This is a genomic window from Micromonospora sp. CPCC 206060, from assembly GCF_036906895.1.
GTDB lineage: Bacteria > Actinomycetota > Actinomycetes > Mycobacteriales > Micromonosporaceae > Micromonospora.
The window spans coordinates 1-11488 of the sequence record NZ_JBAKHU010000114.1; the positions used below are offsets into that span (position 1 = coordinate 1).

Consider the following 11488-nt stretch of genomic DNA (forward strand, 5'->3'; position numbering starts at 1 on the left):
CGCAACGTGCGACCCTCATGACCAGGCTGCCCACCCGGCCGCCGACCCGAACGCGCCCGCAACGACCTCGGCGCCGGCTTGGCCAGCCCATCCGACGACGGCGGCCGCGACGAGTTCGACGAGTCCTGCCCGAGCCGAGCCCGCAGATCCGCGTTCTCCGCCCGCAACACCGCGTTTTCCCGCCGCAACCCGGCGTTTTCCCGCCGCAACCCGGCGTTTTCCCGCCGCAACCCGGCGTTGTCCCGCTCCAACTCAAGAACCCGGGCCTCCAACCGGGCAAGCCGCTCAAGCAGCTCCACGATGGACGGCGTTCCGGACACCCAACCATGATCCAACCCGAACGACCCAGGTCAAGCCGACCCGCCGACGAGCACCTGACCAGTCACCGTCGGTCCTGCTCGAAGTCCCCTCGCGCGTTGTTTCCGTGGCCTGTGCCGTCGGTGTGGTCATCGAGAACACCGAGATCAGCACGACCAATGCAGCGGCAATGGTCGGCATCCGAGGGCGTGACCGTGGGGTTCTGTCTGTGCGCCCACCAGAAAGGCTTCTCCATGGTTGTGGCATTTGAGGTCCCGTTCCTCTCAGGACTTGGCGTGTGGTGCCGACAGGTCGGCATGCACGGGTCTTTACTGTCCGTTATCAAGAGGATGTACGCCGTAGCACGGGTTGTCCTTACGGCTGCGTGCACAGTTGTTCAGTCTGCGTGCACTCTCATGGTTTGGTGGCGGAACTGGCGCGGGGAGAGGCCGTAGACGCTGCGGAAGACCTGGCTGAAGTGCGCGGGGCTGGTGAACCCCCACTGGGCCGCGACCGCCTGGATCGGGCGGACGCACAGGCGGGGGTCGGTGAGGTCGCGCCGACACTGCTCCAGACGGAGCTCGCGGATGTAGCCTGCGACGGTCTGCCCGTCCTGCCGGAACAATTTGTGCAGATAGCGCAAAGAGATGTGGTGAGCAGAGGCGATCGCGTCCGGAGTGAGCCGCGCGTCACCCAGGTGGTTCCGGATGAAGGCCTTGATCTGCGCCATCAGTGCTCGCTGCCGAGTGCGGGGCGGCACCATGCTCTCGGTCTCCAGCGCGTGGGCGAGCGCCGTGCCGAGCACCTCAAGGGTGAGGGTGGACAGCCGGAGGAGATCCGAGGGGCCAAGCTCGGGCATGCGCTGGGCCAGTTGCAGGAGGAACTGTGACGTCAGCGCACCGACGCCCTGATCACCCGGGATGCGCACCGCGGTCAAGCTCCGCATGTCTTTCGGGGGGAGTAGCAGGAGCGAGCGCGGGGTGTGCAGGAGCAGTACCCGGCTTAGCGGGATATACGGCGCAGGCTCGATGCGGTACGGACGCGAGGGGTCGAGGAGAACCAGATCCCCGCCGCCCAGATCCGCGCTTCGGCCGTCCTGGCTCACCGTGCCGCCGCACACGGTGCAGACGACCTCGAACACCTCGGGGTCGGCCTGGCGGATGAGCTTGGGCGTGCGGTGGAGCGAGTGTGGCATCACGGTCGCCAGGGCAGCACGCACGGGACCGAACGCACTGAAGCCGGCATGCGCCCAGAACCCGTTCTCCACGCGCGGGTCGCAGCGCAGGTCATAGGGCACAGCGAGCTTCGAGATCACCTCGCGCCAGTAGGCGAACCGCTCCGCCGGGGGGACCTCGTCGGTGCTGACCACGTCCATGACCCCATGTTGTCGCGACGCGTCGGAGCAGTACCACCAGAATAAGGGCCGACACGGCTGCGGATCGTGGGTTGGCCGGTCATCTCCGTTGCCCATCCCGGACACACTTCGCTGGCGAAGACGGCGGCCGTGACGTCGACCCATCAGCCGGTGACATCTCGCAACAGCCCGACACCCCTCGCTACCACCCGGTCGACCCGATTCCGCAGGGGTAGTCGAGGGCGGGTCGGACCGCGTCGGGTAGGGCTGGCCGGCTTCGGGTTCGTCGCGTGGCGGTGGGTGGGCGAGCGGACCCGAAATCCGGTTGTGGGGCCGGGACGGCGATCTATAGTTGTCGACAGCCTTGGCGCCCTGCCGTGAGTGGCGGGCGCACCGTGACCAGTGAGGGGAGCCGGCCGTGCGTTACCGCACCGCTGTGGTGATTCCCGCGTCGCGGCACGAGGTGATTCTGGTGTCTCCGTCGGTGTCCGGTGTCAGCGGTACGGCTGTCGCCGGACGTCCGTGACGAACCTCTGAGCCGCCGTACCGGCCGGTCATGAGCTGACCGGTCGGGCGTCTTCCTGATCCGTGCTGTGCGGGTCAACGGTTGGCTGCCCCGGCCAGGTCTCCGTCCGGACCTCGTGTCGTCTGTTCTGGACTCACGCCACGAAAGGCCCTTCCACCATGCGTAGCAACCTGCACCGTCCTGTCCCGGACCCGCTGGCCCGGGTACGTAACCTCGGCATCCTCGCGCACGTCGACGCCGGTAAGACCACCGCCACCGAGCGGATCCTGTACGCCACCGGCAGCACCTACAAACGCGGCGAGGTACATGACGGTACGACCGTTACCGACTGCGACCCCCAGGAACGGGACCGGGGGATCACCATCTTCTCGGCGGCGGTGAGCTGCACCTGGCGGGACCACCGGATCAACCTGATCGACACCCCGGGGCACGTCGACTTCTCCGACGAGGTGGAACGCTCGTTGCGGGTACTCGACGGCGCGGTCGCGGTCTTCGACGGTGTCGCGGGGGTCGAACCGCAGAGTGAGTCGGTGTGGCGGCAGGCCGACCGGTACGGGGTGCCACGGATCGCGTTCGTCAACAAGCTGGACCGGGCCGGCGCGGACCTTGACGCGGTGGTGGAGTCGATCCGTGACCGGTTGCGGGTGACCCCGTTGGTGGTCCACCTGCCGATCGGTCGGGAGGACGGGTTCACCGGCGTCGTCGACCTGGTCCGGATGCGGGCGCTCGTCTGGTCCGGCGATGCGCAGTCCCCTGTGGAGCAACCGGTCCCGGACGGGCTGCGCGACGAGGCGCAGCGGCGACGGCGGCTGTTGGAAGAGGCGGTGGCCGAGCGGCATCCGGTTGCGCTGGACGAGTTCTGCGCCCGATCGTCGGTATCTACGTCGACGCTGGTCAGCGCCCTGCGGGAGGTGACCCGTACCGGTGCCGGGGTGGTGACGCTGTGCGGGTCGGCGTACCGCAACCGGGGGATCGAGCCGCTGCTGGACGCCGTTGTCGACTACCTGCCCGCGCCGTTGGACGTGCCGCCGGTGCGGGGTACCTGGGACGGCGGTGTGCAGGAGCGGACCGCTGACCCGGCGGCACCGTTCGCGGCGTTGGTGTTCAAGGTGGCCACGACCGGCAACGGCCGGTTGACCTATCTGCGGGTGTACTCGGGAACGATCGGGAAGGGGGCGACGGTGCTGGACAGCCGTACCCGCCGTACCGAGCGGGTGGGCCGGATCCTGCGGATCCAGGCCGACCGGCACACCGAGGTCGAGCGGGCCTCGGCGGGTGACATCGTCGCGGTCGTCGGGGTGAAGGCCGCCGGTACCGGGGCCACGCTCTGCGCACCCGACGCCCCGCTGCTGCTGGAGGCGGCGGGCGCGGCCGAGCCGGTGGTGAGCGTCGCGGTCGAAGCCCGGCGCAGCACCGACACCGAACGGTTGGCCTCGGCGCTGTTCCGGCTGGTTGAGGAGGACCCGTCGCTGACGGTCGGCGCCGATCCGGAGACCGGTCAGACCGTGCTGTCCGGGCTGGGCGAGCTGCACCTGGAGGTCGCGGTGGAGAAGATCCGCCGTGCCCACGGACTGGAGGTCGCCGTGGGTCGGCCGCAGGTGGCCTACCGGGAGACGGTCGTGCGCGGGGTGTCGGGGCTGCTGTACCGGCACGTCAAGCAGGACGGGGGTGCCGGCCAGTACGCCCATGTCATGATCGACGTCGAACCGCTGACGGCGGATTCCGGCGACGCGGACCTGGTGTTCGCCTCGACCGTGGTCGGGGGCCGGGTGCCCCGGGAGTACGTGCGGGCGGTGGAGGCCGGCTGCCGGGACGCGCTGGCGGAGGGGCCGTTGGGCGGTCACCCGGTGACCGGTGTGCGGGTCACCCTGACCGACGGGGCGACCCACTCCAAGGACTCCTCGGAGCTGGCGTTCCGTACCGCGGGACGGCTCGCGCTGCGGGAAGCGTTACGCGCCAGCGAGATGGCCCTGCTGGAACCGGTGGTCGAGGTCACCGTCACCGTGCCGGGCGACGCCGTCGGCGCGGTGCTCGGTGATCTGGCGGCCCGGCGTGGCCAGGTCACCGGTTCGGTGCTGCGGGCGGACACCGTGGTGGTCACCGCGACCGTGCCGCTGGCCGAGCTGTTCGGGTACGCGACCCGGTTGCGGAGCCGGACCCAGGGACGGGGCACGTTCACCACCCGGGCCACCGGTTACGCTCCGGCGCCCGCTGCGGCCGGCGGGGTGCCCCGGCGGTAGCCGACGGGTCGCCTCAGGGGTCCGGGGTACGCCGGTCCGATGGCGGCCGGCCGCTGGTCGCGCCGATGCGGGCGTGACCAGCGGCCGGGTACCGGAGGTGCTGGTCAGGGGTGTGCCGGCGTCACTGGCACACCTTGCCGACACCGACTCCGCCGGTGACCGTGCCCGGCACGGTCGCTGGCGGGTCGACGGTGTACGGGTAGTAGGTGCTCGGCTCGACGACGGTGCCGGCGGTCTCCGGAGCGCCCGAGTTGACGTACAGGTTGTTCCGTTCGACCACCCGGCCCGGGGCGCTCTCGGCGTAGCCGACGTGGATCGGGTGGGCGACGTTCTCGAAGTAGTTGCCCTCCACGAGCAGGCCCGCGTTCTCGGTGGAGGCGACGCCGTACAGCGCGTTGTTGCGGTAGTAGTTGTTGTAGACGTGCACCGGGTCGGCGAACCGGACGCGGGGGTGGCGCTGGTCCGTACCGTCGAAGAAGTTGTGGTGGTAGGTGACCCGCAGCTTGCCGATGTCGGCGGTGTAGGTGTCGGAGTGGCCGACCAGCGCCGCCTTGCTGTGCTGGTGGAACCGGTTCCAGGAGACGGTGACGAAGTCGGACTCTCGTTTGATGTCGAGCAGGCCGTCGTAGCCGTCGGACAGGTCGTTGTGGTCGATCCAGACGTGGTGGGCCTTGTTGGTGACGCTGATCGAGTCGTCCGACGCGTTGGTGAACCTGATGTTGCGGATGATCACGTTGTTGCCGGGGCGGGTGGTGGAGCCCAGTTGCAGGCCACCGCCGGTGATCTCGGCGGTGGTTCCCACGCCGATGATGCTCTTGTTGGCCACCACGGTGATCATGTCGCTGACCTGGATCCGACCGGACACCAGGATGTTCAACGGTCCGGCCGTCCCGGCGGCGCTGGCCAGGGCGGACGCGGTGGTGACGGTGACGGTCGGGCCACCGGCCCCACCGGTGGTCCCGTTCTGGCCGAGGGCGTTGACCGAGGCGAAGCCGGTCGGTGAGCCGGTGCACCGGATGCCGGGCCCGGCCGGGTCGGTGGTGACGGCCGAGGCGGGGACGGCACCGGCCAGCGGGACCGCCAGGACACCGGCCAGCAGGAGCGCGGTACGGCGGGTCCGCCGGCGGTACCGTCCACTGTGGATCACCAGGGCGGGGGTGTGGTGGGTGGGTGCGGTGGGCATGGTCGCTCTGCTTTCCGGGCGCACCGGACGGCGGCGACCGTCACCACCTACGAGGACGGTCCGCTGCTGGTGCGCGGCGACTTCGCGCTGCGGACCCAGAACGGGGAGACGATCGACGCGCGGCGGCGGACGGTCGCCCTGTGCCGGTGCGGCGGATCGGCCATCAAACCCTTCTGCGACGGGACGCACAAAGGCGGGTCACCGCCGGGACCGCGTCGAGGTGGGCGCCGTACCCGGTGTCCAGTCCCAGCCACCGTGCCGTGGCCCGGAACAGGTGGGCGTGCATCCGGGACAACTGGCCGCCGCCGTACTCGTCGATCTGGATCTCGATCAGCGCCGCCTTGGCGAGGCCGCCCAGCCGGGGGATGGCCCAGGTGTGCGGGTCGGCCTCCCGCAGGTGGTACACCGACCGGTGGGTCACGAACTCGCGGAACTGGGCGATCGTGGCCCGCTGCCGCACCATCGTCGACAGCGAGGGCCCGTCGGCGGCGGCCAGGGCGAGCAGCGCCTGCGGCACCTCCTCGGGCCGCAACGGCGGGACCGGACCGACGAGACCGGACAGGGCCCGCTCGAAGCGGTCCTCCGTGTCGCGGCGCAGCGTGAGCGGCGACGGCTCCCACTCCCACCGGTCGTCGACCCCGTCCCAGCCCCGGTAGTGCAACTCGTAGCAGGTGAACAGCGCAAGTTGCAGGTCCTCGTCGTGCATGACGTCCACCGGGGCGGCCGGGTCGGCCCGCGCCCAGGCCCGGCCCGCGTCCAGCAGACTGCCGGGTAGCGGGCCGGGACTGCCCCGTAGCGCCTCGACCAGGGCAGCGGAGACCGGACCACGGGGCGCGGGCGGGTGCATCGCGGTCTCCTCTCATCCCGATGGGGAGTCCGCCTGAAGTGCCCCGTCCGGTGGGTGCTAAACCGCCCTCCGGGGAGGTCGCCGCCGCGCCCGGTGCCGGATCCCGCCGTCGGTCAGGGGCGGGGGTGCATCTGGCCGATGCGGAGCCGGTTACCGAACGGGTCCCGGATACCGAAGTCGATACCGTACGGGCGGTCCACCGGCTCGTCGGTTATGTCGACGCCCTTGGCCACCAGGTCCTCGTACGTCTTGTGGGCGTCGTCGGTGGTCAGGAAGAGCGTGCCGCCCAGCGCGCCCTTGGTGAGCATCTCCCGGACCTGCTCCGCGGTTGCCGGGTCCATGGCCGGCGGTCCGGGCTTCTCCAGCAGGATCTCGCGCTCCGGGTCACCGGGGACGTTCACCGTCAGCCACCGCATGAAGCCGAGATCCTGGTCGGTGTTGACCTCCATGCCGAGCTTGCCGACGTAGAAGTCGAGGGCCTCGTCCTGGTCGAGGACGTAGATCTGGGAGCGGGTGATCTTGTCAATCGTCATGCTGATCACCCTAGGCGGTGCCTCTGACCTGCTGCTTATCCAAAACTGCTGGGCCGCATCCAAGACTTGGCGAAGCAGTTCGGTACCGCAGCGGTCGAGGCCCGCGTCCGGCTCCTGCGGTACCCGCTGGGCGACTCGCCGACGATCTGCCGGAAGGTACGGCTGAACGTGCCGAGGCTGCTGAAACCGACCGCGAAGCAGATGCCGGTCACGTCGAGGTCGCTCTGCACCAGCAGGTACATCGCCCGTTCCACCCGCCGGCGCTGGAGGTAGCGGTGCGGGGTCTCCCCGAAGGTCGCCCGGAAGGTACGGATGAAGTGCGCCTCGGAGACGTGCGCGATCCGGGCCAGCGCGGGGATGTCGAGTGGCTCGGCGTACGAGCGGTCCATCGCGTCCCGGGCCCGCAGCATCGCCCGGTTGGACTGCTCCACCGCGCGACTCATGTCAGCCAGGATAGGTGGCCCGGCGCTGGCGCCCTGTCGGGGTGGCAGGGCGCCAGCGCCGGTTGTGCGTCAGCTGGTGGGGAAGTTGTCCGGGGTACGGATGCGGTTGCGCATGAAGGTGCCGGAATCGGTGAGCACGGCGGTACCGGCGTAGGTGCTGCCGTAGCAGGTGCCTGGCCGGAACGCGGCGCTGCCCTCGTCGGCGTCGGAGTAGGTCCAGTTGGCGTAGCTGATCTTCAGCCGGTCGAGCAGGTCCAGCCAGGCGGTGCTGCTGGCGGTGTCCACCGCGCCGCCGCCGGTGTAGGTCACGGTGCCGAACTCGGTGACGAACATGGGCAGGCGCGCGGCGGCCCGTTCCAGCTCGGCCCGGTAGTTGTCCTTGTGCGAGGCGGCGTAGAAGTGGAACGCGTACATGATGTTGCTGGCGTTCACCGGGTTGTTGACGACCTCGGTGGAGTTGGCGCCCTCGGAGACCCCCAGCGACGACCAGCCGCGGGTACCGACGATGACCACCGCGTCCGGATCGTTGGCGCGGATCACCGGAATGACCTGCTCGGCGTAGTTCTTGATGGTCGACCAGCTCACACCGTTGGGCTCGTTGGTGATCTCGTAGATGACGTTGTTCTTGCTGGCGTTGCGGGCCGACACGGCGGCGAAGAAGGTCCTGGCCCGGTCGAGGTTGTACATCGGGTCACCGGGGGTCAGGGTGTGGAAGTCGATCAGCGCGTACATCCCACGCTCGGTGGCCTCGTCGACCAGCGTGTTGACCCGGTTGGTGAACAGGGTCGGGTTGGTCTCGTAACCGTCCTCCTGCACGTACATCGAGGCCCGCAGGAGGTCGGACTTCCAGTCGTCGGCGAGGGCGTCGAGAGCGGCGTCGTTGTAGCAGTGGTTGAACCACTGGATACCGTGGGTGCTCATGCCGCGTAGCTGGATCGGCCGGTTGTACTGGTTGCACAGGTTGACGCCGCAGACCCGGAGCTGACCGTTGATCGCCACCGGCGTCTGGCCGGTCGGGGGCGGAGTGGTGGGTGGCGGAGTGGTGGGCGGTGGTGCCGTGGTGGTGGGCGCCGTCGAGCCGGTGCAGACCGTCCCGTTGAGGGTGAACGACGTGGGCGCGGGGTTGCTGGTGGTCCAGGTGCCGTTGAAGCCGATGTTGGTGGTGGCACCGGTGGACAACGTGGCGTTGTAGCCCATGTCCTTCGCCGTTACGGTGCTGCCGCTCTGGCTGTAGGTCGCCGACCAGCCCTGTCCGACCCGCTGGCCGGCGTCGGGGAAGGTGAAACCGAGGGTCCAGCCGTTGATCGCGTCACCGAGGTTCTTGATGGTGATGGAGGCGGTGAACCCGCCGGTCCAGCTGCTGGTGGTGTAGGTGACGGCGCAGCCGGCGGCTGCCGTGGCGTTGGTGGCCGGCAGGGCCACCGACGCGCCCATGGTCAGCGCACCGATGGCGCCGGCCGCGACCAGGTTGCGCCGGGACAGGCGCGGGATGTGTGCCATCAGGTCGTCTCAATTCTGTTCGGGGTGCGGGCATGGGTGGGGAACGATGGATGTGGTGCGGGTGTGCGCAGCCCGTGCCGGCGACGTCAGCCCCCGTCGCCGCTGCTCCCGGTACGCTCCGCCGGTCGGCCACTGTCGTCGATGTCCGACCCAAGTCCGGGAGCGCTCCCATGGCAGCCTAAAGCCGCCCGTAACCTCCTGGCAACACGTGTCGCGCGGCGACGATGTCTACACTCGTCCGCGAGCTGGCCGTAGCGCAGAGGTCGTCGCGCCCGACTGCAATCGGGAGGACGCCGGTTCGATTCCGGCCGGTCCGCTCCCCGACACCTTCAGGACGGATCCGTGGAACGCCGACGCGACCGGGAGAGGTACCTCCGGATGCTGGGGTACGCCTCCCGTCCGCGATGATCGCCACCGTCGCCGCCCGGCGCTCCGCCGGTGACTGGCGCGGTGTGTGCGCCGCCGGGGGTGTCGACGCGCACATCGACCTGCGTGACGTGGCCGCCCGGTACGGCCGCGACGAGGCGGCCCGGATCGAGGCCGACCTGATCGGCTTCGCGCCCGACCTGCTGCGCCGGTACCTGCCCCGGATGGACAACCTCGCGCTGGTGCCGCAGTTGCCGGTGGTGCTGTCCCGACGGGCGACCCCGGTGCGGATGGCGCCGGCGGGCCGGGGCACCCCGGTCCTGGTGGCGACACTGCCGCACACCGAACGGGCCCGTCAGCGCCTGGCGTTACGGGTCGAGGACGTCGGCACCCTCCAGCGTGGCTGGTACGACCTGCCGGACTGGTGCTGGCACGCGGACGCGGTGACGGCCCGCCGCTGGGCGTGCGGGGTGGCACCGGACCGGCTCGCCTGGCACACCGCCGACGGTCGTCCGTACCCGCCGGGCACCCCGTTCCCGCCCGGCCCACCGGTCGACCGGGCCGCCGAGGTGGAGACCATCGCGGGGCGGCTCGGCGTGGGGCACCTGGTACCCGCCTACGAGGCGGCCGGGTTCGCGGTGGACCTCACCGACCCGCCCCGCTGGTGGTCGATGTGGCCGGTCGAGTTGCTGCTCGGCCGGTACGCGGCGACCCTCCCGGTGCTGGCCGCCGAGGTTCGGCGGCTGGCACACCGCTACGGGGCGACGACCCTGGCGTCCATTGACGGCACCCTCACGGTCGACGTCGCCCCCGACGGCGGGCTGACGGTCCGGCGGGCGCCCCGGGAGTACGGCAGGGTCGGGCCGTACGCGTTCGGGCTACCGGCACCGGCCGACGTGGCCCTGCTGCGTCATGGTCGGCTGCATCCCGACGAACTGCATCCGCTGGTACACGCGGCGCTCCTCCCCGACCGGGTGCAGTCCTGGCGTGCCCCGACCCCGGCCGCACGGCGGCAGATCCGCATCCGCTGCGGTCCGGACTGGCACCTGGTCGAGGTGAGCGGTGGGCGGATCCGCACCCCGCACCACAGCGCCGAGGAACTGCACCGGGAGTTCCTGCTCGCCGGCCTGGGCGGTCCCGTCGCCGGGTGCGCGGCGGCGGTCCGGGCCTGGCGCACCGGGGCGACCCCGGTGCCGAAGGAGATCCGCAGGATCCGGCGGGACATCTTCGCCCTCGCCCTGCACGGTGACACCGACGGTCTGCTGGCCGTCCTTTCGGAAGGGAGGGATGCCGGGCTGCGCGACGGCCGGGGTGGCACGCTGCTGCACTGGGTGTCCCATGTGGACCACACCCGGGTGCTGCCGGTCCTGCTCGCGGCCGGGCTGTCGCTGGTCGACCGGGACCGCGACGGCGGTACCCCGTTGCACGCCGCCGCCGCGACGATCGCCGTCGAGGTGATGACGGCGCTGGTCGAGGCGGGGGCCGATCCGGAGGCGGTGGACGGGGCGGGCCGTACCCCGGCCGAGGTCCTGGCGCGGGCCCGCCGCGCCGCCACCCGGTAGGAGCCGCGCGGCCACCCGGCCGGAGATCGCTGTCGGTGGTCTTCGGTATGCTGCCGCGCGGCGAGGCCGTAGCGCAGAGGTCGACGCGCCTTGACAGCAAGCTGGAGGACGCCGGTTCGAATCCGGCCGGTCTCGCCACCTGAACGGGGAGGGGCATCGTGGATCGCGCGGACGTGGCGACCTGCCTCGCCGTGCTCGCCCGGCTCGACGATGCCGACCTCGACGAGGTGACCCGCCGGGAGGTGGAGCGGGCCGTGGTCGACGCCGCCCGCAGGGTGAAGAAACGGGCCAAGGCCCGGCGTGACCTGCGGGCCCGGCAGGCCGACCGGGCTCTGCTGGCCGGGGCCACCCGGTTCCACACCGAGATCCCGTCCACCACCGCCGATGATCCGGGCGGTGCCGCCGACGGAACCGGCGGCGCCGCACTGATCCGGGCCCGGCGCTGCTACGTGTGCAAGACGCCGTACCGGTCGGTGGACATGGACTACCACCTGATGTGCCCGCCGTGCGCGACGGAGAACCGGGCCCGCCGGCACGCCCGCTGCGACCTCACCGGCCGGACCGCAGTGGTCACGGGGGTTTCCTAACGCTCGTGTCACCGGGGATCATTTAGTTGATCTCTGATTGAGGGATGGCC

Annotated in this window: 10 protein-coding genes, 2 tRNA genes and 1 pseudogene; 6 read left to right on the plus strand and 7 right to left on the minus strand. The window is 70.7% G+C overall.

The genetic code is table 11. The features are described 5' to 3' along the window. A partial coding sequence (locus V6U90_RS31190) for a DUF6444 domain-containing protein (RefSeq protein WP_442933697.1) occupies positions 1 to 272 on the minus strand: 272 nt, incomplete at its 3' end. Positions 273 to 694: 422 nt separating this feature from the next. Beyond that, entirely contained in the window at positions 695 to 1672 is a 978-nt protein-coding gene (locus V6U90_RS31195; protein ID WP_334444387.1) for a helix-turn-helix domain-containing protein, read from the minus strand. 663 nt (positions 1673 to 2335) lie between these two features. Between V6U90_RS31195 and fusA the strand changes: the two genes are divergently transcribed. Next, entirely contained in the window at positions 2336 to 4417 is a 2082-nt protein-coding gene (gene fusA / locus V6U90_RS31200; RefSeq protein ID WP_334444389.1) for an elongation factor G, read from the plus strand. A 121-nt stretch (positions 4418 to 4538) separates the two neighbouring features. Here the strand turns inward: fusA and V6U90_RS31205 are convergent, their stop codons facing one another. Continuing rightward, positions 4539 to 5600: a pectate lyase family protein gene (locus tag V6U90_RS31205; RefSeq protein WP_334444391.1), complete on the minus strand. Its 1062-nt coding sequence runs from the start codon at positions 5598 to 5600 to the stop codon at positions 4539 to 4541. A gap of 69 nt (positions 5601 to 5669) precedes the next feature. Here V6U90_RS31205 and V6U90_RS34090 point away from each other — a divergent pair. Further along, positions 5670 to 5732 (plus strand): annotated as a pseudogene (locus tag V6U90_RS34090) (hypothetical protein); the annotation flags it as partial. Between the two features lie 31 nt (positions 5733 to 5763). Here the strand turns inward: V6U90_RS34090 and V6U90_RS31215 are convergent. The 4 genes from V6U90_RS31215 to V6U90_RS31230 all read right to left on the minus strand — a co-directional run bounded on the left by V6U90_RS31215 (position 5764) and on the right by V6U90_RS31230 (position 8923). Then, the gene (locus V6U90_RS31215; RefSeq protein ID WP_334444393.1) at positions 5764 to 6447 is read right to left on the minus strand and encodes an iron-containing redox enzyme family protein; all 684 of its coding nucleotides are present in this window, start codon (positions 6445 to 6447) and stop codon (positions 5764 to 5766) included. A 113-nt stretch (positions 6448 to 6560) separates the two neighbouring features. After that, a complete protein-coding gene (locus V6U90_RS31220) occupies positions 6561 to 6980 on the minus strand; it encodes a VOC family protein (RefSeq protein ID WP_334444395.1) in 420 nt (139 codons plus the stop codon). 35 nt (positions 6981 to 7015) lie between these two features. Continuing rightward, positions 7016 to 7423, minus strand: a complete 408-nt coding sequence (locus V6U90_RS31225) for an AraC family transcriptional regulator (protein ID WP_334444397.1) — start codon at positions 7421 to 7423, stop codon at positions 7016 to 7018. Positions 7424 to 7492: 69 nt separating this feature from the next. After that, entirely contained in the window at positions 7493 to 8923 is a 1431-nt protein-coding gene (locus tag V6U90_RS31230) for a cellulase family glycosylhydrolase (RefSeq protein ID WP_334444399.1), read from the minus strand. Positions 8924 to 9167: 244 nt separating this feature from the next. On the opposite strand from V6U90_RS31230, the gene V6U90_RS31235 reads away from it, so the two are divergent. From V6U90_RS31235 to V6U90_RS31250, 4 genes are all read left to right on the plus strand, one after another. Beyond that, positions 9168 to 9241, plus strand: a tRNA-OTHER gene (locus tag V6U90_RS31235). An 86-nt stretch (positions 9242 to 9327) separates the two neighbouring features. Then, positions 9328 to 10851 (plus strand): ankyrin repeat domain-containing protein, encoded by a 1524-nt coding sequence (locus V6U90_RS31240; protein WP_334444401.1) that lies wholly within the window; start codon positions 9328 to 9330, stop codon positions 10849 to 10851. 62 nt (positions 10852 to 10913) lie between these two features. After that, positions 10914 to 10989: transfer RNA gene (locus tag V6U90_RS31245), tRNA-OTHER, on the plus strand. Between the two features lie 20 nt (positions 10990 to 11009). Beyond that, complete coding sequence (locus V6U90_RS31250) at positions 11010 to 11438, plus strand: hypothetical protein (RefSeq protein WP_334444403.1); 429 nt, start codon at positions 11010 to 11012, stop codon at positions 11436 to 11438. Positions 11439 to 11488: the final 50 nt, after the last annotated feature.